The sequence below is a fragment of the Algivirga pacifica genome, from assembly GCF_039543525.1.
Classification (GTDB): domain Bacteria; phylum Bacteroidota; class Bacteroidia; order Cytophagales; family Flammeovirgaceae; genus Algivirga; species Algivirga pacifica.
The window spans coordinates 136958-162677 of sequence record NZ_BAABJX010000024.1 but is presented as its reverse complement, the minus strand read 5'-3'; the positions used below and the strand labels follow the sequence as shown (position 1 = coordinate 162677).

Genomic DNA, 25720 nt, shown 5'->3' with positions numbered 1-25720 from the left:
GCCCCTTGTGGGCACCCGACCGTTTATTATTAAGGTAGTCACCACCAATCACCAATCACCAAAAAAAGCACTACAGTCGCAATGGACCGTAGTGCTTCCAATATATAGAGGACTCTCCGATTAGAAAGTAGCCTTAATACCAGCTACGCTGTCAATACGCTCTTTGGCAATATCGATCGCCACCTCTTGTGTATTCTTACCTGTTTCCTCTGCTTGATTGAATACTCTTAGTGTTTGGTCATAAACCTGCTCACATTTGTATTTTGTCCAATCAGTACCCGCTCCGATAACTTCTGCGTATACGTTGATTACACCACCAGAGTTGATTAGGAAGTCTGGAGCATAGATGATTCCTTTTTCAGTACAAAGATCCCCGTGTAACTTCTCATCAGCAAGCTGGTTGTTGGCACATCCTGCGATGATATCACATTTCAGACGAGATAACGTTTCGTTATTTACAGTTGCTCCTAAAGCGGCAGGAGAATAGATGTCTACGTCTAGATCATAGATTTCATCTAGTCCTACTCCTTTTACACCATACTGGCTTACAACTTCTTTTACACGATCTTCATAGTAATCAGAAACGAAGATTTCACAACCTTCTTTTACAAGGTGTTGGATCAAGAATTCTCCAACGTGTCCTGCGCCTTGCAAAGAGATTCTTTTTCCTGCTAGAGAGTCTGAACCGTAAGCTTTTTTAGCGGCAGCTTTCATACCCATATAGGTCGTATAAGCGGTAAATGGAGATGGGTCCCCTAGTCCTCCCCTGGACTCAGGCATACCACTCACGTGCTTGGTCTCTGCAGCAATATGCTCCATATCACTAGAGTTCATTCCTACGTCCTCAGCAGTGATATATTTACCATTCAGATTGCGAACAAATTTACCGTATGCTCTTAGAAGGGCCTCTGTTTTGTGTTTACGTGCATCGCCAATGATTACTGCTTTTCCTCCTCCAAGGTTAAGACCAGCAATAGAGTTTTTAAACGTCATGCCTCTTGACAAACGAAGGGCATCGTTCAAGGCTTGTTGCTCGTTTTCATACATCCACATACGAGTACCTCCTAGGGCAGGACCTAGTACAGTGTTGTGTACGGCGATAATAGCCTTTAGTCCACTGGCTTTGTCGTGACAGAAAACCACTTGCTCGTGTCCCATGTCCGACACTTGTTCGAATACAGATACGTCTTCCATTGTATAGTGCGCTTTAATGCGGCAATTAAGTTTGCTTTGATTTAGTTGGTAAGTCCTTGCCGCAGTTCGGTGATTTTGATTAATACCAGATCATGGTAATCCCTTGATTACCGAATGATTAACAAGAATTGGTGAACAAATGTAATTGAAATATTCCATTTTTATTGCATTCCTTTTTTAAAGGAAGTAAAGTAGATTTGGTTGATTTTTTGGTAATGGAAGGACTTTTAAATGAAAAGTATTGGTTAACATCATGTACAAGAATGAATGTTTTAAATATGGCGGTACTATCGAAATATATATTTATTAAAAATTAAAGTGTTAATAGTACACTATTTTTTATGTTTGGGCTTATTCAAAGAGTTTTTTATAAGAATTCATGATATATCCCTTCCTGAACAATACCTTTGTACTTTTGTTATACTTTGATGTTAGGTGCTACAGTACCTCATGATACATAACATCTTCAACCATTGATATAAACTCTATGAGTTCGAAAGAATTTCACAATAGCGGAAATATATTTGACGGGCAGGTCCTTAAAAGGATCTCCAAATTTATTAAGCCCTACACAGGGCATTTTTCTTTACTGGTTTTTTTGACTGTTTTGTTGGGAGTATTAGCTCCAGTTAGACCCTACCTAATTGAACAAACTATTGATAATTATATCGTTGTTGGTGATCTGGATGGTTTAGGGAAAATGACCCTCTTATTGATTGCGATGGCATTGGTACAATCACTGGTACAGTTTTCACATACTTACCTCTCAGGTTGGATTGGGCAGTATGTGATTAGGGATATGCGAGTGGTTTTGTATAGGCACTTATTAAAACTAAAACTGCGTTACTATGATCAAACACCTATAGGACGTTTGGTAACCCGTGCAGTATCTGATATTGAAACACTTTCGGAAGTATTTACCAATGGACTCGCAGCTTTGATGGGCGATTTATTGCAGCTTTTCTTCATTTTGGCTGTAATGCTTTATACCGATTGGCGATTGACATTGGTCAGTTTAGCGACATTACCGATTTTGATCGGAGCAACGTATATCTTTAAGAATAAAATAAAGGATGCTTTTAACGAAGTACGTACAGCTGTGTCCAACCTGAATACTTATGTTCAGGAACATATTACGGGAATGAATATCGTACAGATCTTCAATAGTGAAGATAGAGAATACGATAAGTTTAAGGATATCAACATAGAGCATAAGAAAGCACAACTTCGCACAGTAAAGTATTATTCTATTTACTACCCCGTAGCAGAGGTGATTGCTGCTACAGGAACAGGTCTATTGGTGTGGTATGGCGCTAGAGAAGTGTTGAATGAAGAAATTACGTTAGGGGTTCTTGTTTCCTTTATTATGTATATTTCCTTGTTTTTCCGTCCTATCCGTATGATTGCAGATCGCTTTAACACCCTACAGATGGGGATTGTAAGTTCTGACCGTGTCTTGAAAATATTGGATACAGAGGAGTTCATTAAAGATGAAGGAACAGAGCTATTGGAGGATATGAAAGGAGAAGTGCAGTTTGATCATGTTCATTTCGCTTATGATGGAGAAACAAAGGTATTAAAAGATGTTTCCTTTGAAATGAAAGCAGGAGACTCTATTGCTTTTGTTGGCGCTACGGGGGCTGGAAAATCCTCGATTATTAATCTGATTAATCGTTTTTATGAAATTACGTCAGGCAATATCTATATAGATGGGAAAGATATTCGTAGTTATAAACTGGAAAGCTTGAGGGGACATATTGGGTTGGTACTGCAAGATGTATTTTTATTCTCTTCGTCTATACGAGAAAATATTACCTTAGGAAATAAGGATATTACCGATGAGCAAATCATGGAAGCAGCTGAATTGGTTGGGGCAGATACCTTTATTAAGCAGTTGCCAGGACAGCTGGATTATAACGTGATGGAAAGAGGGGCGACCTTATCGGTTGGACAAAGACAATTGATTTCTTTTGTTAGAACAATGGTGTATGATCCAAAGCTCTTGATTCTGGATGAAGCAACTTCTTCTGTAGATAGCGAAACGGAAGAGATGATTCAGAAAGCCGTAGAGCGTATGATGAAAGGCAGAACGTCTATTGCGATTGCTCACCGTCTGGCAACCATCAAAAATGCAGATAAGATTATTGTATTAGATCATGGGGAGATCAAGGAAGTAGGATCTCACGATGAGTTATTGCAAAAAGGAGGCTTCTATGCCAACTTATATGAGGTGCAGTACAAGCATGCTACTGAGCGTGAATAGTAATTATTGATTGGTTATCGCTTGTTAGCGATAACCAATCAACTTAGCCCTATACTATGCCAATTGTTATTGTAAGTAAGCGTTTTTGTAACCTTTGGGGAATACTAGGAATTACACTTTACCCCTTCATTATCGTTCGAGACAAAAAAATAAAGGCAGATCCTGTCATTATGAATCACGAGTATATTCATATCCGTCAGCAACGGGAATTACTCGTGATTCCTTTTTATGTGCTTTATCTCCTTAACTACTATTATAATCTGTGGAAGTACAGAAATCGTTATGAAGCCTATCGTAATATCTGCTTTGAGCGGGAAGCCTATGAACAGGAAAAAGATTTAAGCTATTTGTCTCGTCGTCCTTTTGCGGCTTTTCGAACCTACCTATAAAGACTTTGTTGAATCCGTTACATGGCGTCTTGAGTTTCGTCTTCCGTGAGCTGAGTTGAGTTGTTGACTGAACGTTACTACATTTTTCAATCAACAATTCAACTAAACATCATGAACGAGTGAAACTCAATTAAACATCATCAACAGCAACTAGGCACTCGCTACACTTCGTTTGTAAATGGCTTCTTTTACATTCTGCTGATAAAGTCTTCCAATTGGCAAGGCTTTTCCTTTCACTTCTACTTGATTTCCTTCAATCGCAGAGACTTTGCGCAATGCTACGGCAAAGGAGCGGTGAATACGAATAAACTCTTCAGAAGGAAGCATCTCTACGATCTTGCTCAAGGTCTGATGAACGATCAGGTCTTCTTGTTCTGTGAATACTCGAATATAATCCTTCAAACTTTCGATATAGAGAATTTCATCCAGATAAACCTTGACCATCTTCTTGTCGACCTTTAAGAATATATGGGGACGAGAAGAAGGCTGTTTATTGAAGTTGGAGTTGATAACGGGAGTATTGTTTTTATACTTCTCCAGACTGTTAAGGTGTATTACCCGATTGACCTTATTGACCGCTTTGAGAAAGCGTTGAAATGAAATAGGTTTCAGTAGATAGTCCACAACAGAGAGGTCAAACCCCTCTAGGGCATATTCTCTGTGGGCAGTTGTAAGAATGACTTCAGGTCCTTTGTCCAAGGTTTTTAAGAGTTCCAAACCATTGAGCATGGGCATGTTGATGTCCAAAAAAAGTAGGTCAATCTTTTGATTTTGTAGAATATTGAGTGCCTCTACTGCAGTATTGCATGAGGAGACTATTTCAAATTCCTGTAAGTTTTTTAAATAGGTCTCTATAACTTGTATAGCAAGTGGTTCATCATCCACAATAAGACATTTTATTTTCATGTAGACGGAAGTTTTAGTGTAACCTTATAGATGTCGGACGATTCGCTGATGTCCAACTCATATTTATCGGAATAAAGTAAATCCAAACGCCTTTTGGCGTTCTGTATACCTAGGCCACCCTTGATAAAACTACTGTTGGTGTTAGCCTCTAGGAATGCGTGTTCATTAGTTTTTGATGGAATAGGATTTTCACAAGTAAAAGTTATACTTTTTTTGGTTAAATCCAATTTCATGTTAATGTTTATATTGTTTATTCTGTTTTTAGTGCCATGTTTGAAGGTGTTTTCGATAAAAGGTAAAAAAATCAATGGTGTCACTTCGTAGGCACTTAGATCACCATTAATCTCAAAATCAAGTTTTAGGCGGTTGCCAAAGCGAAGCTTTTCCAGATCAAGGTAATGTTGTATGTAACGTATTTCCTCCGATAAAGCTACTTTTTGTTTTTTCTGGTACAGCATATAGCTCATCAGTTCCGATAGCTTTAGTACCGTTTCTGAGGCCATAGGAGAGTTCACCAGTGTAAGGGAATACAAGTTATTTAAGGTGTTGAAAAAGAAATGGGGTTGGATTTGAGATTTCAATAAGTTCAATTCCGTTTCCATTTGCTGTCGCTCCAAAGCTCTATTTTTTTGCTGCTGCTGTATCCAATCAATAGTTAGTTTGATGGATGTTGTGATCCCCATAACGTATAGTTCCCCCAGTACCAACTCCATCACGTGACTGAATCCAAGAATCTGCTGTTGAGAGGAAGCCTCTGGCCATACATTTTGATTAATAAATAAATAGGTCAGGACTAACTTCAATGAGAGCATCACGGCTAATGAGCTCAACAAGGAGAGTACATATAATCCATATTTTTTGTTAGGAATAAACTTGGGCAGTAAAAAATAGGCATGAAAGTACGCCAGGGAAATATGTATGGAAAATCCCAGAAGGTTAGAGTTAAAAGAATAACTGTAAGAATTAAAGTAAGCCCCCCACCTCAAGGTGTTCAGCGTGAAGTATACGATCCAGAATAGGATATGGTATGTAACGTGACGCTCTTTAAGCTTCATAATCTTATTGTAAGTAATTTTCGGAGTAACGGAATATAACGGTATAGAGATAAGGTCAGTCTTCATAGTTATAGGATATAGCACAGTAAAGTTGATGTTTTCATTGAATAGGCAGTTAGCCCGTTACCTCCTATTTAGATGCTTTCTCCCTGAGAATGAATATTATTAGATGACCCGTGTCAAAAGTACGCTTTTTTACAATTTTTTCACACTTAAATGCACTTTGTCTTCTTGGTTTTGTCATTTAGCCCAGAAATCATGTCGTTTAGCTAATATATTAATATTTGTTAAGTGTCTTCTATACATTTACCCTCACAGAATAATATTAAAATGTTTTCTAGGCACTTTGCCTATTAATCAAACCCTATCCAAATAAATATGAAAATGAAATTACTTTCGTTGATTGGTGCAATGCTAATCACGTTTGGCGCATGGGCGCAGGACAGGGTAGTGAGTGGTCAAGTAAAAGAAGTATCTGGCGCTCCACTACCGGGTGTAAACATCAGAATTGATGGAACATCTACAGGTACCACAACAGATTTTGATGGTAAGTTTACCTTGAAAGTAGGAGATGATGCCGTATTGGTATTCTCTTATGTAGGGTATGTATCCCAGAAAGTTATTGTTGGTAATAAGACAACTTTTAATGTTGCTTTAGAGGCAGATACGGAGCAGTTGGAAGAAGTGGTAGTGACAGCAATGGGTATCGAGAGAAGCGCAGAGAGTTTGACTTACTCTACTCAGGAAGTAAAAGCTGAGGAGTTGACAAACGTGAAAGATCCTAACTTGATGAACAGCCTTTCTGGTAGAGTGGCAGGTCTTCAAATCTCAAGAAGTGGTTCTGGTGCAGGTGGTTCTGTAAAGGTAAACCTTAGAGGTAACCGTTCAGTATCAGGAAGCAACTCTCCTCTTTATGTAGTAGATGGAATTCCTTTGGCTGGTTCAGGTGCCACACAAGCAAACGCTTTGGAAGATGCTGGTCGTGACGGTGGTGATGGTATCTCTAACCTTAACCCAGAAGATATTGAGAGCATCAACGTATTGAAAGGTGCTGCGGCTTCTGCACTTTATGGTTCTCAAGCAGCTAACGGTGTTGTATTGATTACAACAAAGAAAGGAATGAAGGGTGTTTCTAAGGTAAACTTCTCTTCTAACTTCACAGCAGACATGCCAATGTTGCTTCCTGAAATGACGAAATTCTATAAGGATGAGAGCGGTAGTTTAGTTGAGAATGCAAACGCATTGACAGCTGAGGATTTCTACCAATCAGGATTGACATTCGTTAATGCGATTTCAGCAACACATGGTGGAGATAAAACACAACTTTATTTCTCTTATGCGAACACTACAGCACAAGGTGTTCTTCCTACCAATGAGTTCTCTAAAAATAACTTTACAGTTCGTCAGACGGGAAGTCTTTTCGATGATCGTTTGACATTGAGCTCTTCCGTAAACTATATCGACCAGTCTGCACAAAACAGACCAGGTGTAGGTACTCCATACAATGCTATTGCAAGTGCTTTGCTTTCTCCAAGAAGAGCAAATATTTCGGATATGGAAACTTATGAGGTATTTGATCCTAACAGAAATATTAATGTTCAGAACTGGGCATATACTGGTGATACGCAGTACTTGACAGACAACCCATACTGGGTGTTGAACAGAAACATGGCTGAGGAAACTAGAAAGCGTTTTATCGTAGCAGGAACAGCAAGCTGGAAATTTAGTGAGGCATTATCTTTAAGAGGTCGTGTATCATTGGATAACACTGCGGATGTTTGGGAGCGTAAAGTATATGCTTCTTCCAACACTGTGAAAGCAAGTACGAATGGTGCTTACTACAGAGATGACTATGAGTTGAGCCAGGCATACGGTGAGGCAATGTTGAACTACAACAAGACATTTGGTGATATCGCAATTTCAGCAGCAGTAGGTACAGCAATTAGAACAGAGGATTATAACTTGAAGAAAGTTGACTCAGGTAACAAAGGACTTACTTTCCCTAACTTCTTCTCTCCTGCAGGTTTGACAAGCTCTAAGGTTGTTTACTCTCAGTACGGAAAGCAAGTGCAGTCTGTATTCGGTACTGCTCAAGTAGGATTCAAAGAAATGGTTTACCTGGATTTGACAGGTAGAAATGACTGGTCTTCTACCCTTCCAGCAGAAAACAATAGCTACTTCTACCCTTCAGTAGGTTTGACAGCGGTAGTAAACAAAATGGTAACCCTTCCAGATGCGATTTCTTTGGCGAAAGTAAGAGGTGCTTATACAGTATTGGGTAATGATGTGCCAATTGGAATAACTAATCAAAATTATACGATGAACCCTGTCACTGGTAGTCCAGAAAGAGCAATTGTAGGGCCGTTTGCTGATATTGTTCCTGAGCTTTCATCTTCTATCGAATTGGGTGCTGAGTTGGAACTTTATAACGGAGTATTCTATGTAGATGCATCTTACTATAAGACCAACACGAAAAATCAGTTATTGAGAATAGATGCTCCTGCAGGGTTTGCTTACTCTCAGCAGTATATTAATGCGGGTGATGTTCAAAATGAAGGTGTTGAGATCGCACTGACTGCAGTGCCGGTATCTACTGGAAATCTTACTTGGAGTACAACGTTGAACTTTTCTAGAAACGTAAATACAATTCTTGCTCTGTTTGAAGATAGTGGAGAAAAGACTGAATTTATAACAGATGGAAGTAATGCAGGTTATTCGTTAGGTGTGGAGAAATCGGGTTCATTCGGTGATATCTACGGATTTGACTATGAGAGAGATGAGAACGGTGCATTAGTGATTGGAGAGGATGGATTGCCAAATGGTACAAACACTCCTGTGTTGCTAGGTAACCCTAACCCTGACTTTATCCTAGGTTGGAACAATACCTTGAAAGTGAACAACTTTACGGCAAATATCTTGGTTGACGGTAAGTTCGGTGGTGAGGTAATGTCATTCACGCAAGCAATCATGGACGACAGACAAACTTCTCAAGCATGGTATGATGCACAAGGTTCTACGGTAACAATTGATGGACAAGAGTTTGATGCTGAGGCGTTGATGGCTAAAACTGCAGGACGTGACGGTGTAACAGCCAACTACATGTATGATGCTACAAACGTTAGATTGAGAGAAGTATCGCTTTCATACACATTCCCTGAGGCAGGAGCGTTCAAAGACCTGACGATCTCAGCAGTAGGTAGAAACTTGTTCTTCTTCTACAACAATGCTCCTTATGATCCAGATATCACACCTTCAGCAGGTAACGGTATGCAAGGATTGGACTTCTTCGGAATCCCTGCAACAAGAAGTGTAGGTATGAACGTTAAGTTTAGTTTTTAACTAAAACCCTATTAATTGATTATGAAAAATATCATAAAAAAATATATGCTTCCAGCAGCTGTAGTAGCTTCTCTACTACCTGCTTGTACAGATGACTTCCAGGAGATCAACACGGATGATTACGCAGTAACCGAAGAGTTACTAGAAGGTGATTTCCAGTTTGCGATGGTAAGTTTCCCTCAGTTGACTCGTTCGATTTACTTCAACTATGATGAGTCTAACTGGAAATGGCAAATCGTTCAGAACTTGAATGCGGATGTATTCTCAGGGTACTTGGCACCTCCAACACCTTTCCGTGGTAACTCTAACGATACGCATTATGACTTTGGATGGAACGGGTGGGCGTTTAACGTCGCTTACGAGAACATCATGGGTCCTGCGTATAGCTTGGAGCAAGCAAAAGAGAAGATCAGCCCTAAACTATATGCAGTTGGCTTGATCTTGAAAGTGGCAGGGATGCATAGGGTAACTGATGCTTACGGACCAATTCCTTATACACAATATGGTGAGGCTGGAGCAACTTATGACTCTCAGGAGGCAGTATATGATGCTTTCTTTAGTGAGTTAAATGAGGCAATCGCAGCATTGGAGGCAGATCAGGACCCATTGCAGGCATTCTCAGCAAATGATGACTTCTTCCAAGGCGATTTCGCAGCATGGAAGAAATTTGCCAACTCATTGAAACTACGTTTGGCAATGCGTATCTCTAACGTAGCACCTGCAAAAGCAAAGCAGTATGCTGAGCAAGCAATCGCTTCAGGTGTATTCGTAGATGGTGATGTAGCACAGGTTTCTGGTGGAGTGATCAACAACCCATTAGGAGAGGTATCTCAAGTATGGGGTGATACTAGAATGAACGCGGCGATTGGTTCTTACCTACTTGGTTTGAATGACCCTCGTCTTTCTATCTACTTTACGCCAGCGGCAGAAGGAAGTGGTGCTGTAGGAGAGTATGTAGGTATCCGTCACGGTGCTGAGTTGCCAGACAAAGGATCAGGAACTTACGTAAATTACTCAAACGTAAATCCTGGTTTCAGTGGAAAGGATTCTCCTTTGAGAGTAATGAATGCAGCGGAAGTATATTTCTTGAGAGCGGAAGCTGCCGTGAAAGGATGGAATGCAGGAGGTTCTGCTCAGGAGCTATATGAGGCAGGTATTACAGCATCTTTCAATCAACTAGGAGCAGTAGGAGCTTCAGAGTACATTGCTGATGCGACTTCTATGCCGGCAGCGTATGCAGATCCTCAAAATGAGGCGTATGATATCGCATCGCCTAGTATGGTAACAGTAGCTTGGAGTGATGAAGCTTCTGCAGAAGAGAAATTAGAGAAAATCATCACGCAGAAGTGGATTGCTAACTTCCCTGAGGGAATGGAAGCATGGTCTGAGATTCGTCGTACCGGATATCCTAAACTATTCCCTGTAGCTCATAATAAGAGTGGTGGAAAAGTGGATACAGAGAAAGGAGCACTTCGTCTTCCTTATCCTCCAGAAGAAGCAGAAAACAATGCTGCAGCTTATCAGGCAGGGGTATCGGCTCTTGGTGGAGACGACCACGCAGGTACGGCACTTTGGTGGGATGTTGATTAATTGAAATAATCATCTGGCAATAATAATATAAACCATGCAGGGCTAGTTGTAGCCCTGCTGGTTTCCTTAATGGTACCCATCTGTCATTAATACCTAAAGTGCATTTTTCTGTTAATTCCAGCTATAGAATAAAAACACCTGCACGGCAATCGTGTGATTATCAATAATCTTTACTTCAGTGAACATGCCGCTCTCATAGAAGAGGCGCTATTGGTCATTATAATTAGCTTTTTACTTCGTTACAGCTCTGATTATAGGTACTCTTTTTTATTAAAGGAGGATACCATATTAAACCGTAATAACTTATGTATACCAGATTTTTAGGGAGTCTATTATTATGCTTCCTGTGTGTGAGTAGTCTGAGAGCGCAAGAGAATTTGTCTACAATCAACTTGATGCCTGTACCGGCCAAGGTGACCTTAGCGAACAGTCATTACTCCATCAATAAAGATTTTACCGTAGAGTTGCAAGGGAGCAGTACCATCCGTTTGCAAAAAGCGGCTACCCGTTTTGTTGCTCGTTTGAGAGGGCGTACGGGGATATCATTTTCGCAAGATTTTATTAAGGGCAATGGAATGCCTTCTCCCAATGGGTTATTGGTTAAGGTGGAGAAGGAAGGAACTTTGGCCTTGAATATGGATGAAAGTTATACGCTTCAGGTCACAGATGAAAAGATCCTTTTAGAGGCGTCAACCGATATAGGAGCGCTCAGAGGACTGGAGACCTTATTGCAGTTGGTGGAAGTTGGAAAAGAAGGGTTTTATTTGCCAACTGCAAAGATTGAAGATCAACCACGTTTTCCTTGGCGTGGGTTGATGTTGGATGTATCCCGTCATTTTCTACCGCTTGAGGTAGTCAAAAGAAATATAGCCGCTATGGCCGCCGTAAAGATGAATGTCTTTCATTGGCACTTGACGGACGACCATGGAATTCGTGTAGAGAGCAAGGTATATCCTCAGTTGCATGAAAAGGCATCGGATGGGATGTATTATACACAAGAGCAAATTAAGGAAGTGATCGCTTTTGCGGCAGAGCGTGGCATACGTGTAGTACCTGAGTTTGATTTGCCGGGACATGCTACTGCTTGGTGTGTTGCTTTTCCTGAACTGGCAAGTGCTCCTTATCAGTATATGGCTGATGCCATACTGGATGAGAAAGGCATGATGGACCTGAATGTTAAGACTGCACCTTACCATATTGAGCGTAATGCAGGAATCTTTGATGCTACATTAGATCCTACCAATGAGAAAACTTATGAGGTGGTAGGGAACTTCTTGAACGAAATGGCTGCATTGTTCCCGGATGTCTATATGCATATTGGAGGAGATGAGAATGAAGGAAAACAATGGGATGCTAATCCAGAAATTCAGGCATTCATGAAAGAGCATAACATAGCGGATAACCATATGCTTCAAAATCACTTCAACAAGAGAGTGCTGAAAATGATGGAAGCCAATGGAAAACGCATGGTAGGCTGGGATGAGATTTTGGTAGATGGACTGCCGAAGAATGCAGTGATTCAATCTTGGAGAGGAAAGGAATCTTTGGCACAAGCGGCTAAGGATGGATATCAAGTGATGTTGTCCAATGGATATTATATTGATTTAATGCATCCTGCGGAACATCATTACTTACAAGATCCTTTACCGGATAATCATGACTTAACTGAGCAGCAGGCAAAAAATGTATTGGGTGGAGAAGCAACCATGTGGTCAGAGTTGGTGACTCCTGAGACGGTAGACTCGCGTATATGGCCTCGTACGGCTGCAATCGCAGAACGCCTTTGGTCTCCAGCAGAAGTGAAAGATGTCGAAGATATGTATCGTCGTTTGTCAGTCATTAATTGGCAGTTGGAAGAGTTGGGACTACAGCATTTGACCTATCAGGAGAAGTTATTCAGAAACCTGGCTAGAGGATATGATATCGAACCGTTAAAAGTATTGGCAAGAGTAGCAGTTCCCCTTCGATTCTATAATAGAAATTCTATGGGATGGATGTATACGACTTATGGTTCTTCCTATAGACAATTTGTCGATGCATTGGGACCAGATGCAAGGGATGCTCGCGATTTTAATGAATGGGTAGAGGCGTATTTGGATGGTGGCGACTTGTCTAAAGAACAAGCAATTGCCGATTTATTGGCGCAGTGGCAAGGGAACCATATAGCTATACAACAATTGATCAATAAATCACCAGCCTTGGAGGATATTGAAAATCTGTCGTATCGTTTATCGGAAGCTGCTCGTGTAACCTTGGAGGCGTTACAACTGCAAGAGCAACCTTCCTATGAATGGTATCGTGAGCGATTGGATATCATTGATCAGGCACGCTTTGATGGCCCGACAACCAAAGAGTTTTTGAAGGTAGAAAAGCAGTCACTGGCGAAGGGAGGAAGTAGAGCTACTTTACCTGTGGTCACGGCTATGGAAAGAATTCTAAAGGTGAAGGCTGGACAGTTGATGGCTTATAGAACACGAAAAGATATTACCGTAGATGGAGTACTGGAAGAGTGGAAAGAAGCAGACTGGCAAGTATTCACTAATGGAGCACAGTATACAGGAGGATGGTATAAAGCAGATTCTGCATGGTATGCTTTGCGATGGGATAAACAACACTTGTACTTGGCTTTTAAAGTAAAAGACAGCGATGTGACGGCAGTACAGCAAGAACGCGATGGGGCAAAATTGTGGGAGGACGACGGCATAGAGGTGCTGTTTGACCCGCTTCATCACCGATCGGCCGAATGGCAGGAAGATGATATTGCTTACCATGTAAGTGCAGCGAATATTATCATGGATGAGAAAGGAATGAAAGGAGAGCAATACGATGCTTCCTGGACGGGAAATGCAATAACGGCTGTAAAGGTGAAAGGAACATTGAATGAGGAGAAGAGTGCTGATTGGGGATATACGGTAGAGATGGCCGTGAGCTGGGATGAACTGGGAGTTAAGCCTAAAAAAGATACGGCACTTGGTATGACCTTGTGTGTAAATGATAAGAATTCAGTTACAGAGACTTATGAATACTTTGATTATATGCACTTAAAGGTATTTCATGCACCTCATCGATTTGCCACGTTGAGGTTGTCGACAGCATCAGAAGAGAAAACAGATCAAAAAACCCAATGATCGATAGATAAACAGTTCTGAGAGTGCTAATTAAAATCATAGATGTAAGCAGAAGTTTTAGTAATTAGTTTAATTACTAAGTCACTGATGGAAAAAGCCGAGGAGTATTGCTCCTCTGGCTTTTTATTTTTTCACATTTTCTAACAAAATATATGGCAAATCATAGCAGTATATCTTAGAAAATTATGCCCTTTGTCACCAAATGTTAATATTTTTTCTACTAGCTTTGCGAGGATACATTCCAAAATGCAATCTGTTTATTGAAAGTTATAATTTTATGAAAGCGTTAAGATTAACTTTGCTATTGTTGCTATCGCTATCTATGGTAACAATGTCACAAGCACAAACTAGAAAAGGTAGCGCCAAGAAAGCTCTTTCTTATTTGGAAGCACAAGACTATGCGATGGCTGAAGAAGAAATTGATGCAGCTGTAGCTTATGAGCTTGAAAAGCTAAAGAAGAAAGGTAAGCCAGAAGTGGTAAAAACTAAGACCCTTCGTGCTCAAGCACAGGTATATGCTGGACTTGCAGGACGTGAGGATATCTCTGAGGAGGAAGTAGAAAAGTATATCGGTAAAACGATTGCGGTATATGACCAAATTAAAGCACAAGAGGAAGAAGGAAGCAAAACGTACGAAGAGATCTTTAACTCGGAAGCACCTTCTAACTTGATGAAAATGCAGCGTTCGGAGTATGACCAGTTTTATGATATCTTCTGGAACAGAGGTGTTCCTGCTTGGGAAGGACAAGACTACGAGATGGCATATGACAACTTCGAAAAAGCGTACAGAATCAAGGGTGATACGTTGACTGGTAAGTTGGCATTCTACTCAGCGGCATTCGTACACGATGAGAAAGAATCGGAAGAAACAGAGAAAAACTTGGTGGCAATCATCGAGGAACTAAAGAAAACTCCTTATGATACTTCTGATGTTCAGCTTTACCTACAACACGTAAGAGTAGTAGCAAAGAAAGCAGAGCCATTTGAGGAAGTAATCTCTGACAATGCTTACGAGTTGAACCCTTCTAAGAGACAAATAAAGCCTCTAGAGGAGAAGTACAAGACTGCTAAAGATAGAGCTGATGCGAATAAGCGTTACAAGAGCTCTTCTGCTCAGGCACGTTACAGAAAGTACAACAAGCAAGCAACACAGTACAAGAAAGAATTGGACGAGTTGACAGCTAAGGTTGCAAAGATGGAGTCTGACAATGCGGAAGCAAGAGCAGAGGCCAACAAAATTTACGAAGAGTGTTTGGTTATCGTGAAAGAAGGTGCTGAAAAGTACCCAGACAACGAAGTATTGAGCAGCCAGTTGATTACATATTATGCGAAACTAGATCGTTTGGACGATGCGGTTGCTTCTATCGAAGCGCAGTTGGAAAAGAATCCTAACGATGAGCGTTTGAACTTCAACTTGGCAGTATTGTACGACCAAATGAGCGACAAAGCGGAGGATGAGGCTGCTAAAAAAGAGTACTATGATAAAGCTGTTGCACAGTACAATAGACTATTGGAAGTAAGCCCTGAGCACGTAGATGGTATGTTCAACCTTGGTGCATTGTATTACAACTCTGCAAGAAAGATTAACTCTAAGAAAGAGGATCTACCAAGAACAGCAACTGGGTCATTCAAGGACGCTAAGAAAGCAAAAGCATACGAGGCGCAAATCAACGACCTTGCAACTAAAGCGGAAGAGGTAGCGAAGAAAGTAGTAGAGTTGGATGCTGACAACAGCAGAAACTGGAACCTACTAGCGCAAATTTATTCTCTACAGAAGAAATATGACGATGCAGAAGCTGCAATGAAAAAGGCTGATGCATTGAACTAATTCAAGTTCATTTAATCATATTTGAAGAAAACCTGAACTATTATTAACAGTTCAGGTTTTTTTTATGTGCAAAGGAGTCTTTTTAACCTATACAGAAAAGATTACTTTTGTAGTCTCAAGATAACGATAGATTTCAATGGCAGAGAAGATAGCAAGCAACAGTAAGAAACAGGATATACGAAAGTTAGATCTCAAAAAGTTAAAGACTTTTTTGGAGGAACATGGAGAGAAAGGATTCAGGGCCAAGCAAATACAGGATTGGTTATGGAGACAGTCTGCCCATTCTTTTGAGGTGATGACTAACCTTTCAAAAAAGACCAGAGAGCTTTTGGATGAGCACTTTTATATTGCTCCTATCGCTGTTCATACCGCTCAGAAAAGTAACGATGGTACCGTGAAGTCCGCATTCCAGTTGCACGATGGGCATTTGGTAGAAGGGGTATTGATACCGGCAGAGCCACGTATGACGGCTTGTATTTCTTCACAGGTGGGTTGTTCATTGACATGTAAGTTCTGTGCTACAGGGTATATGGATCGTGAACGAAACTTGGATGCTGCCGAGATCTATGATCAGGTAGTTGCTATTGATCAGCAAGCACAAGAGCATTTTGGCGCAAAACTATCCAATATTGTATATATGGGGATGGGTGAGCCTTTGTTGAACTATGCTAATGTATTGAAGTCTGTAGAACTGATTACTTCAGACCAAGGGTTGGGAATGTCTTCCAAGAGAATTACAGTATCTACAGCAGGTATTGCCAAGATGATCAGAAAATTGGGAGATGATGAAGTGAAGTTTAATCTTGCTTTGTCTTTGCATGCGGCTAATGATAAGAAAAGAGATACCATTATGCCGATTAATGAGCATAATAGTTTACCTGCTCTAAGAGATGCCTTAAAATACTATTTCTCCAAGACAAAGAATCCGGTAACCTATGAGTATATCGTTTTCTATAATTTTAATGATACGTTGCAAGATGCGGAGGAATTGTATCAGTTTACACGCCATTTACCTTGTAAAGTAAATATCATTGAGTATAACCCAATTGATCAAGCGAATTTCCGAAATACAGAGGCTGACCGCCTAGATAAGTTTGCGGATTACCTTCGTAAAAAAGGCGTAAATGTACACGTGCGTAGAAGCCGTGGAAAAGATATCGATGCAGCCTGTGGACAGTTGGCGAATAAGGGGACCGAGAATGAAACCGAAGCTTAATCAATGACAATAGAAAGTTGCAAAATGTTAAACACCACAGATACAAGTGTATTAACTAAGTGTGGAACATACTGAACTATTAATATTTTTCTATATTGTTGACTCATTGCAGTAAATAAAGGGATTGTGTGGTGACTAAATACTATTCAGGGTCCTTCTTGAGCTGTAAGAAGTTTAGTAATAACAATAGAATAGCGTAAGGCATAGATATTTTTTTAGATGAAAACAGTGTGGAAATTTTACCTGGTGACCCTACTGGTGATTTTGATTGATCAGGGTTCAAAGCTCTTGGTGCATTTTAATATGCAGATGCATGAGGAGATCAATGTCATTGGAGACTGGTTCCGTTTGCATTACTTATTGAATCCAGGAATGGCATTTGGGATGCAATTTGATATTGAATATGGAAAAGTTTTGTTGACGATATTCAGAATTATTGCTTCTGGTGCAATAGCTTACTCTATCTATTATCTATTGAAATCAAAAGCTCATTGGGGACTATTGATCTCCTTGGCGTTGATTTTGGGAGGAGCATTAGGGAATGCAATTGATTGTGTATTTTATGGGGTTATGATTGACGGAAACGTAATTCCGAATTCCCCGACACCATGGTTCCATGGACAGGTAATTGATATGCTTTACTTCCCGATGGTTCATGGAGTATATCCAGAGTGGATACCTTCTGTAGGTGGTAATCGATTTATCTTTTTTAGCCCAGTCTTCAATATTGCAGATTCTGCGATTTTTATAGGAGTAGTGATCATTTTGATCTTCCAAAATAAATTTGCCGCTCACGAGTCTAAAATGAAGGCGCAACAAGCAGTAGCTACGGAAGGTAAAAGTTAAGGGCGACTCTTGTGATCGACCTTACATCAGATAAAAAGCATAAAAAAATGAATCATTCTTCTTCAGAAGAATGATTCATTTTTTTATGTCCGTGTTTTCCTATTTCAAAAATAGGACGCATAAACCTTAACCGATGTAGTAAACCGCTTGGTCCAAGAGCAATTCCTTACTCGTACCTCGTTCGGAATTTGAACTCTTGAACCAGTTCAGAGAGAACTAGTTCAGTAGCCTTTTTGGATGATTCATTTTAATTGAAAATTAATCATTGAAAATTAATCATTGAAAATTAATCATTGAAAATTAACAACTATCCTTGACAGGACAAGCAGTCAGGATCATCCAAAGAACAACTTCCCCCCTCTTCTTGTGCTGTATCAGGTTTTTTATCTTGTAGCTGCTGAGTATCCACGGTAAACTTAATAGCTTCTGTGGCAGCTTTGGTTCTGAGGTAATACATCCCTGTTTTAAGCCCTTTTTTCCAGGAATAAAAATGCATAGAGGTTAGTTTTCCAAAGTTTGGATTAGGCACAAACAGATTTAGACTTTGGCTTTGGCAAATGTACGCCCCCCGGTCTGCAGCCATATCAATGATCACTTTTTGGCTAATCTCCCAACTCGTCTTGTAAAGATCTTTAATGTGCTGGGGTATCTTTTGGATATTCTGTACGGAGCCATTTTGAGCGATAAGCTCGTTCTTCATAGTATTATCCCATAGCCCTAATGCAATTAGGTCTTTTAATAGATGCCTGTTGACAATGGTAAACTCACCAGAAAGGACTCTTCGGCTATAAATATTAGAGGTGAAAGGCTCAAAGCACTCGTTATTTCCTAAGATCTGAGAGGTACTCGCTGTTGGCATAGGAGCAAGCAATAGAGAGTTGCGTAAGCCATGCTCTTTGACCTGCTGCTTTAAGGAGAACCAATCCCAACGTCCGGAAGAAGGCGTCACTCCCCACATATCAAACTGGAAAATTCCCTTGGAAGCAGGAGATCCTTTAAACGTTTCGTAGGCACCTTGCTCTTTGGCTAGTTCCATGGATGAAGTCATGGCAGCAAAGTAGAGTGTTTCAAAGATATCTTTATTGAGCCCTTTGGCTTCTTCTCCATCAAAAGGCATACGAAGCATCATAAATACATCCGCTAATCCTTGTACTCCAATACCGATAGGTCGGTGGCGCATATTAGAATTGCGAGCCTCTGGTACAGGATAATAATTACGATCGATGATTTTATTTAGGTTACGGGCAACTACTTTGGTGACTTCGTACAGCTTTTGGTGGTCAAAAGTGCCATTATGTACAAATTTAGGAAGAGACAAAGAAGCTAGATTACAAACGGCAGTTTCATCTTCAGAAGTATATTCGATGATTTCAGTACACAAATTACTGGACTTAATAATCCCCAAGTTCTTTTGGTTGGATTTTCCATTGGCTGCATCCTTGTACAGGATATAAGGAGTACCTGTTTCTACTTGTGCTTCCAGTATAGCAAACCATAACTCTTGCGCATTGATCGTACGTCTGGCTCTTCCTTCCTTTTCATATTTTTGGTAAAGCATTTCAAATTCTTTCCCATAGCTATTATCAAGTCCCGGAGCTTCATGCGGACAGAAGAGTGACCATTCTTCATTATTTTCCACCCTTTTCATAAATAAATCAGAAACCCACAAAGCATAGAATAAGTCACGGGCACGCAATTCCTCCTTTCCGTGGTTTTTACGTAAATCCAAAAAGGCAAAAATATCGGCATGCCAAGGCTCCAGGTAAATAGCAAAGGCTCCTTTTCTCTTCCCTCCTCCCTGATCTACGTATCTTGCGGTGTCATTGAATACCCTAAGCATAGGGATAATACCATTAGAAGACCCATTAGTACCCTTGATATAGGAGCCTGTGGCCCGAATGTTATGAATACTGAGACCGATACCTCCTGCAGATTGGGATATGAGAGCACATTGCTTGAGGGTGTCGTAAATTCCTTCAATAGAATCATCCTTCATAGCGACCAAGAAGCAACTGGACATTTGAGGTTTTGGTGTTGCGGCATTGAAAAGTGTTGGAGTTGCATGAATAAACCATTTCTCAGACATCAACTGATAGGTTTGAAGCACGGCATCAATATCATCTAAATGAATACCGACAGCCACCCGCATAAATAAGTGCTGAGGGCGTTCTGCAATCTTTCCGTTGAGCTTGAATAAATAAGAGCGTTCCAGTGTCTTGAATCCGAAGTAGTCAAAGTCATAATCCTTTTGGTAGTCGATGGCTTCGTCTAATCGTTTGGCATTGGCCCGAATTACCTCATAAGCCTCTTTCGAGATTAAAGCAGCATTTTCTCCATTTTTCGGATCTATATAATTATAGAGTCTTTTTGCAGTACTGGAAAAGGATTGACTGGTAGTTTTATGTAGGTTGGAAATAGAAATTCTGGCTGCGAGTTTAGAGAAGTCTGGATGCCGTGTAGCGAGTGCGGCAGCAGTTTCAGCGGCTAGATTATCCAGTTCGGTAGTGGTTACTCCATCATAGAGTCCCATGATAACTTTCTTGGAGATCTCTACAGGGTCAATAAACTTGCTGTCTAGTCCTTGGCATAAGTTTTCAATTCGTTTGAGGATCTTGTCAAACCGGACACTTTCTCTTCGTCCGTCTCTTTTGATTACAAGCATGGTGTATAAAAAGGGTATGAAGTAAAAGAATGTAGTTGTTGTCAAATAATTGCCTGAGTAGCGTTACATAGCAATTGACATGTACGATAACAAATGAATTTTGGTATTTATAAAGCTAAAAGGAGCTCTATATACACCTAGGGTATATTGGATTACTGATTAAGTGTATTGATAATTTAATAATCTATTTCATTTTTATTAACTCAAAATGTTTAAAAAATGTTCATTTTGTATTTTTTAATAGAAATGATAAAGAATTATCCATATCTATAATTAAAGTCCTGACATGGAAAAATGAAAAACATTAGCTAGTATCTGCATGTAAGAAAAGAGAAGATAACGTGTTAGAATAATAGGGCTAAAAGAGTCAAAAGCTAAAAATATTGTCCTGAGACACGATAGCTTGTGATTGTATTAAATCACAAAAGCTATAAATATGAATGTATGGTATCAGTTTCCTTTTGTCCGTTTAGCAGGTATATTGATTCTCTTGATTTTTGTAGTAGATGAGTTTTCACTCCCTATAGCTTCTTTTATTTATATCTATGGTATAGGTCTGTTGTCATTATTTATTGGGTATACTTTAGCAATCAGCTCTTTTCGATATAGAAGGGGGTATTGGATTTTAATCTATTTAGGGATCGCGGGTGTGATGGTGGGATGGATAGGAACCCGTATCAATAGCTATAAACCTATTGAAGGGACAAGGCATGTTGCTTTAAAGGATAGTGTTCTTTACTATAAGGGAAGTGTGATTGATGAAGTAAAGCATAAGGATAAATATGTAGAATCCTTGTTGGAGGTAACAGCCGTCTATTGTTATGGTCAATGGGAGCAAGCAACGGGTAAGATACAGTGGCGTGTGGCATGTTCAGATGATAGCCGCCTTCCGGTGATGGGCGGAGAATATTTATTAAAAGGAAAACCTAAACCGTTTGTATCATTTAATAATGAAGGGTTTGACTGGGGGGCATATCAACGAAGAAATCATATTTATTTACAACAATGGAGTTACCCCACAGATTATATATTGTTGCAACGAGATACGATTTCTTTGAAGGTAAAAGTACTGCAATTGAAACGTGATATACTTTGGCGTATACATCAATATTTTCCAAATAAAAATGTTGAAGGAATATTGAAGGCCCTATTGTTAGGAGATAAAACAGGGTTATCAAAAGAGCTAAAACATCAATATGCAACGACAGGAGTAATGCATGTATTAGCTGTTTCTGGTTTGCATGTAGGTATTTTACTGTCGATCTTTTTTTATCTGCTAAGGTATTATCAACAGCGGATATACTGGTGTATAGGGATTACCGTTACAGCCTTATTGTTATTGTGGGGGTATGTATTGTTAACGGGTGGAGCAGCTTCAGTCAGTAGGTCTGCCTTGATGTATTCCGTGATCTTAATAGGACTCTGTTTTAGAAGAAAGGCAAACATCTTGAATACGATTGCTTGCTCAGCTGTTATGTTACTTCTAATTGATCCATATCACTTATTTAGGGTAGGCTTTCAACTTTCTTATACAGCTGTCGTGGGGATTGTATGTTTGCAACCGAGAATAAAGAAGTTGTGGTCGCCTTCATCTTTAGTATTAAAGTACTTATGGGAGCTGACTGCTGTATCTATAGCGGCACAGCTAGCTACATTTCCATTCTCTCTTTATTATTTTGGACTCTTTCCCACTTACTTCTTACTGGCCAATATTCCAGTCATTTTACTGGTAACGTTATTAGTATGGGGAGGAGTGGTTACAATTGGAATGATGTATATATGGGAATGGGGAGCAATCAAGGGGGCTATACTTTTGACTCAATTACTTGATGGAATGAATTCTTTAGTGAAAATAATTAGTCGACTATCCTATGCATCTATAGAGCTAAAGGTTAATAGTGTGCAGTTAGGGCTTTTGTATATTCTAGTTTTACTTATTGCGATAGTACTTCATCAGAGGCGATGGTATTATTTTGCTGGTATATATTTATTGTTACTTTATTTTCAGTTGGATTATTATTTGTAAGTATAGGGAGAATTATAAAATTAATTCATTAGACTTTATCACAGTTAATTTAGTACAAGCAGAAAACTCTCAGCTTTTGAGATAGGTCAGTGGTACGCTATAGCTTTTATAATTTTCAATGATCAATGATTAATTTTCAATAATTAATACACTCTATAGCTAGTTGAGTAGCCTTTCTTATTCATAGACAATTAACCGTGATAAACTCTATTGATAAAGTATAGGATATGCCCTATCTTTCCACCTTGTAATTTTTTTGGTCGATTGACATTATTGATATACATATAAACCTTTTTTTGTTTTGACATTAATTAAATCAATATCTGGAATTAGAGGAACGATCGGAGGACGCCCAGATGAGTCGTTGACACCTCTTGACGTAGTGAAATTTGTTTCTGCTTACGGAAAATGGATTCTGGAAGATGCGGCAGGAAAGTCTGCTAAAGTAGTGATTGGACGAGATGCACGTCTTTCCGGAGAAATGATTTCCAATATTGCGGTCAGTACGTTAATGGCTCAAGGAATTCACGTAGTAGATCTAGGACTCTCTACAACTCCTACAGTTGAAGTAGCAGTGGTTGAAGAAAATGCTAACGGAGGAATTATTCTTACGGCAAGTCATAATCCCGGAAACTGGAATGCTCTTAAACTATTAGGTTCAACAGGAGAGTTTATTTCAGATATGGTTGGAAAGCGCATTGTTGAACTAGCCAACAAAGAGGATTTCGATTATGTTGCAGTAGAAGAATTGGGTACATATACAAAGGACGATTCTTATATTGATAAGCATATTGATATGATCTTGGGATTGGATGATATCGATGTAGCTGCTATCAAAGCAAAAAACTTTAAGGTAGTAGTAGACTGTGTAAACTCTACAGGAGGTATTGCAGTGCCAAAGCTATTAAAAGCCTTAGGTGTTGAAGTGGAGGAATTATATACAGAGCCTAATGGCCACTTCCCTCACAACCCTGAACCTTTGCCAGAGAACTTAACAGAGATCGCATCAACCCTGAAGTCAGGTGATTTTGACTTGGGGATTGTAGTAGACCCAGACGTTGATCGTTTGGCTTTGATGAACGAAGATGGATCTGCATTTGGTGAAGAATATACTTTGGTCGCAGTAGCAGATTATATCTTGAAGAAACGTAAAGGAAATACAGTTTCCAATATGTCTTCTACTCGTGCACTAAGAGATGTAACAGAAGCAGCAGGAGGAGAATATTTTGCTTCTGCAGTAGGAGAAGTGAACGTAGTAACGATGATGAAGCAGCAAAATGCAGTCATCGGAGGAGAAGGGAATGGTGGTGTGATCTATCCTGAATTGCACTATGGAAGAGATGCTTTGGTAGGAATTGCTTTGTTCTTGTCTAACTTGGCACACTTTGGTGGAAAAGCCAGCGAGCTAAGAGCTTCTTATCCTGCGTATTTTATCTCTAAAAACAAGATTGAATTGACTCCGGAGATTGATGTAGACGCTGTATTAAAGGCGATGGAAGAGAAATACCAAGCATATCCTGTGAACACATTGGATGGGGTGAAAATCGATATCGAGAAAGAATGGGTACATCTTAGAAAGTCTAATACAGAGCCAATTATTCGTATCTATGCAGAGTCGTCCTCTATTGAGAGTGCAGATGTATTGGCGAAGAAAGTGATCGAAGAGATTAAAGAAGTAGCAGGAATCTAATTTTCGTTGAATTAATAATAGTCATACTGCTAACTAGCTTTGTTGAATCGTTGATTCGAGTTGAACTGTTGATTGAGGATACCAGTAGAGTCCATCAAAAAACAATTCAACTCAAATCAACGAGCGAAGCTCAATTCAACGATTCAACGATTCAACAGAGCGAGTTAGCAACATGATGGATACGTATTCCATCTTAGAGGCATTTTGGTGAAAGAAGTACTTTCATCAGAATGCCTCTCTTTTTTCAAGAGGTTACATTTTTTAACTTTATATCGGTATTTTTGTACTTATCTTAGAGCTTTTATAATGAATTAAAGTGATTACCTTTTAGAGTATTATTTGAAATACTGATTTAGGAAGGCATAATCATTAGAAGGTTTTTATTCAAGCTTAATTAAACGATAACCGGTAAGCGATAAACCTTACTCGAAGAATAGACTAACCATGAAGAAAGTATATTTAGATAATGCAGCGACTACACCAATGGATGCTGCAGTGATAGAAGAGATGACATCGATAATGGGGAATACATTTGGAAACCCTTCTTCTATTCATGCTTTTGGTCGTGCAACCAAGGCAGTGATTGAACAGTCACGTAAAAAAGTAGCCGAAAAGTTGAATGCACTGTCTGGAGAGATATACTTTACTTCAGGAGGTACAGAATCAGACAATACGGCAATTCGAGGATTAGTGAGTGCAAATAATCTTACACATATTATTACTACCAAAATAGAACATCATGCTGTAGGGCATACGGTAGAAGAATTGGAAAGAAAGGGAATTGTCAACGTTTCTTATCTTGACTTGGATAATGGAGGGCAAATAGATTATGGGCAATTGGAGCGCTTATTGGAAAACAAGGGAAAAGAAACACTGGTGACCTTGATGCACGCCAATAATGAGATTGGGACATTACTTGATTTGGAGAAAGTAGGTAATTTGTGTGAAGAGTATGGTGCAATCCTGCATTCAGATACAGTACAAACTGTGGGGCATTATCCGATCGATGTAAAAAAACTGAAGGTACATGCATTAGTAGGGTCAGCACATAAGTTGCATGGTCCTAAGGGAGTAGGATTCTTGTACCTAAGGAAAGGGACTAAAATGGATTCCTTACTGACAGGAGGAGGACAGGAAAGAGAAATGCGTAGTGGGACTGAAAATGCATATGGAATTGCAGGTTTTGCTAAGGCATTGGAAATTGCAGTGAATGAGCAAGAAGAACATATAGCACAGGTGAAGGGGGTGAAGCAGTATATGATTGAGCGCTTACAGCAAGAGATTGAAGGAGTACGTTTCAATGGGATTTCTGATCAGCTGGAGGATACGCTATATACAGTTCTGAATGTGAGCTTCCCTGAGACTCCTCAAAAAGATATGTTCTTGTTTATGCTGGATATGAAAGGAATTGCCACTTCTGGAGGAAGTGCTTGTTCGGCAGGGGCACAACAAGGTTCTCATGTATTGGCAGGTATTAACGCTGATTTGAATAGAATCAATATTCGTTTTTCTTTCAGTAAGATGACTACAAAAGAAGAGATTGATTATACCGTACATCAATTGAAGGAAATATTGCAAAAAGATTAGG

15 protein-coding genes are annotated in these 25720 nt (G+C 39.6%); 11 read left to right on the top strand and 4 right to left on the bottom strand.

Going from position 1 to position 25720, the window contains the following annotated elements; genetic code table 11:
* Positions 1-120 precede the first annotated feature (120 nt).
* Positions 121-1194, bottom strand: a complete 1074-nt coding sequence (locus ABD985_RS08405; RefSeq protein ID WP_345370863.1) for a Glu/Leu/Phe/Val dehydrogenase dimerization domain-containing protein — start codon at positions 1192-1194, stop codon at positions 121-123.
* 487 nt (positions 1195-1681) lie between these two features.
* Here ABD985_RS08405 and ABD985_RS08400 point away from each other — a divergent pair, with 487 nt between their 5' ends.
* Both ABD985_RS08400 and ABD985_RS08395 read left to right on the top strand, forming a co-directional pair.
* Entirely contained in the window at positions 1682-3457 is a 1776-nt protein-coding gene (locus tag ABD985_RS08400) for an ABC transporter ATP-binding protein (protein WP_345370862.1), read from the top strand.
* Positions 3458-3513: 56 nt separating this feature from the next.
* On the top strand, positions 3514-3846 hold the full coding sequence (locus tag ABD985_RS08395; protein WP_345370861.1) for a hypothetical protein: 333 nt from the start codon (positions 3514-3516) through the stop codon (positions 3844-3846).
* Between the two features lie 150 nt (positions 3847-3996).
* Here the strand turns inward: ABD985_RS08395 and ABD985_RS08390 are convergent, their stop codons facing one another.
* Both ABD985_RS08390 and ABD985_RS08385 read right to left on the bottom strand, forming a co-directional pair.
* Positions 3997-4752 carry a LytR/AlgR family response regulator transcription factor gene (locus tag ABD985_RS08390; RefSeq protein ID WP_345370859.1) on the bottom strand — a complete coding sequence of 252 codons (756 nt, stop codon included), beginning with the start codon at positions 4750-4752 and terminating at the stop codon, positions 3997-3999.
* Positions 4749-5873: a sensor histidine kinase gene (locus ABD985_RS08385; RefSeq protein ID WP_345370857.1), complete on the bottom strand. Its 1125-nt coding sequence runs from the start codon at positions 5871-5873 to the stop codon at positions 4749-4751. The genes ABD985_RS08390 and ABD985_RS08385 overlap by 4 nt, the downstream gene beginning before the upstream one ends.
* A 312-nt stretch (positions 5874-6185) precedes the next feature.
* Between ABD985_RS08385 and ABD985_RS08380 the strand changes: the two genes are divergently transcribed.
* The 6 genes from ABD985_RS08380 (at position 6186) to ABD985_RS08355 (ending at position 17754) form a co-directional block, all read left to right on the top strand.
* Positions 6186-9146, top strand: coding sequence for a SusC/RagA family TonB-linked outer membrane protein (locus ABD985_RS08380; protein WP_345370856.1), 2961 nt, complete (start codon positions 6186-6188; stop codon positions 9144-9146).
* A 21-nt stretch (positions 9147-9167) separates the two neighbouring features.
* Entirely contained in the window at positions 9168-10736 is a 1569-nt protein-coding gene (locus ABD985_RS08375; protein WP_345370855.1) for a RagB/SusD family nutrient uptake outer membrane protein, read from the top strand.
* Between the two features lie 305 nt (positions 10737-11041).
* Complete coding sequence (locus ABD985_RS08370) at positions 11042-13864, top strand: family 20 glycosylhydrolase (RefSeq protein WP_345370853.1); 2823 nt, start codon at positions 11042-11044, stop codon at positions 13862-13864.
* A 277-nt stretch (positions 13865-14141) separates the two neighbouring features.
* Entirely contained in the window at positions 14142-15692 is a 1551-nt protein-coding gene (locus ABD985_RS08365; protein ID WP_345370851.1) for a tetratricopeptide repeat protein, read from the top strand.
* Positions 15693-15828: 136 nt separating this feature from the next.
* A complete protein-coding gene (gene rlmN / locus ABD985_RS08360; RefSeq protein ID WP_345370849.1) occupies positions 15829-16908 on the top strand; it encodes a dual-specificity RNA methyltransferase RlmN in 1080 nt (359 codons plus the stop codon).
* Between the two features lie 219 nt (positions 16909-17127).
* Positions 17128-17754 carry a lipoprotein signal peptidase gene (locus ABD985_RS08355; RefSeq protein WP_345370847.1) on the top strand — a complete coding sequence of 209 codons (627 nt, stop codon included), beginning with the start codon at positions 17128-17130 and terminating at the stop codon, positions 17752-17754.
* 307 nt (positions 17755-18061) lie between these two features.
* Here the strand turns inward: ABD985_RS08355 and ABD985_RS08350 are convergent, their stop codons facing one another.
* Positions 18062-20416, bottom strand: coding sequence for a ribonucleoside-diphosphate reductase subunit alpha (locus tag ABD985_RS08350; protein ID WP_345370845.1), 2355 nt, complete (start codon positions 20414-20416; stop codon positions 18062-18064).
* A 436-nt stretch (positions 20417-20852) separates the two neighbouring features.
* Between ABD985_RS08350 and ABD985_RS08345 the strand changes: the two genes are divergently transcribed.
* The 3 genes from ABD985_RS08345 (at position 20853) to ABD985_RS08335 (ending at position 25719) form a co-directional block, all read left to right on the top strand.
* Positions 20853-22442, top strand: a complete 1590-nt coding sequence (locus tag ABD985_RS08345; protein ID WP_345370843.1) for a ComEC/Rec2 family competence protein — start codon at positions 20853-20855, stop codon at positions 22440-22442.
* A gap of 301 nt (positions 22443-22743) precedes the next feature.
* Positions 22744-24132, top strand: a complete 1389-nt coding sequence (gene glmM / locus ABD985_RS08340; protein WP_345370841.1) for a phosphoglucosamine mutase — start codon at positions 22744-22746, stop codon at positions 24130-24132.
* A gap of 444 nt (positions 24133-24576) precedes the next feature.
* Positions 24577-25719 carry a cysteine desulfurase family protein gene (locus tag ABD985_RS08335; RefSeq protein ID WP_345370839.1) on the top strand — a complete coding sequence of 381 codons (1143 nt, stop codon included), beginning with the start codon at positions 24577-24579 and terminating at the stop codon, positions 25717-25719.
* The last annotated feature ends 1 nt before the right edge of the window (position 25720 follow it).

What these genes read in the sequence shown, in the direction of transcription:
- rlmN (WP_345370849.1), top strand. Translation starts at nt 15,829, where the DNA reads ATGGCAGAGAAGATAGCAAGCAACAGTAAGAAACAGGATATACGAAAG.
- ABD985_RS08350 (WP_345370845.1), bottom strand. Translation starts at nt 20,416, where the DNA reads ATGCTTGTAATCAAAAGAGACGGACGAAGAGAAAGTGTCCGGTTTGAC.
- ABD985_RS08345 (WP_345370843.1), top strand. Translation starts at nt 20,853, where the DNA reads ATGAATGTATGGTATCAGTTTCCTTTTGTCCGTTTAGCAGGTATATTG.
- ABD985_RS08380 (WP_345370856.1), top strand. Translation starts at nt 6,186, where the DNA reads ATGAAAATGAAATTACTTTCGTTGATTGGTGCAATGCTAATCACGTTT.
- ABD985_RS08365 (WP_345370851.1), top strand. Translation starts at nt 14,142, where the DNA reads ATGAAAGCGTTAAGATTAACTTTGCTATTGTTGCTATCGCTATCTATG.
- ABD985_RS08385 (WP_345370857.1), bottom strand. Translation starts at nt 5,873, where the DNA reads ATGAAGACTGACCTTATCTCTATACCGTTATATTCCGTTACTCCGAAA.
- ABD985_RS08390 (WP_345370859.1), bottom strand. Translation starts at nt 4,752, where the DNA reads ATGAAAATAAAATGTCTTATTGTGGATGATGAACCACTTGCTATACAA.
- ABD985_RS08375 (WP_345370855.1), top strand. Translation starts at nt 9,168, where the DNA reads ATGAAAAATATCATAAAAAAATATATGCTTCCAGCAGCTGTAGTAGCT.
- ABD985_RS08395 (WP_345370861.1), top strand. Translation starts at nt 3,514, where the DNA reads ATGCCAATTGTTATTGTAAGTAAGCGTTTTTGTAACCTTTGGGGAATA.
- ABD985_RS08400 (WP_345370862.1), top strand. Translation starts at nt 1,682, where the DNA reads ATGAGTTCGAAAGAATTTCACAATAGCGGAAATATATTTGACGGGCAG.
- ABD985_RS08370 (WP_345370853.1), top strand. Translation starts at nt 11,042, where the DNA reads ATGTATACCAGATTTTTAGGGAGTCTATTATTATGCTTCCTGTGTGTG.
- ABD985_RS08405 (WP_345370863.1), bottom strand. Translation starts at nt 1,194, where the DNA reads ATGGAAGACGTATCTGTATTCGAACAAGTGTCGGACATGGGACACGAG.
- ABD985_RS08355 (WP_345370847.1), top strand. Translation starts at nt 17,128, where the DNA reads ATGAAAACAGTGTGGAAATTTTACCTGGTGACCCTACTGGTGATTTTG.
- ABD985_RS08335 (WP_345370839.1), top strand. Translation starts at nt 24,577, where the DNA reads ATGAAGAAAGTATATTTAGATAATGCAGCGACTACACCAATGGATGCT.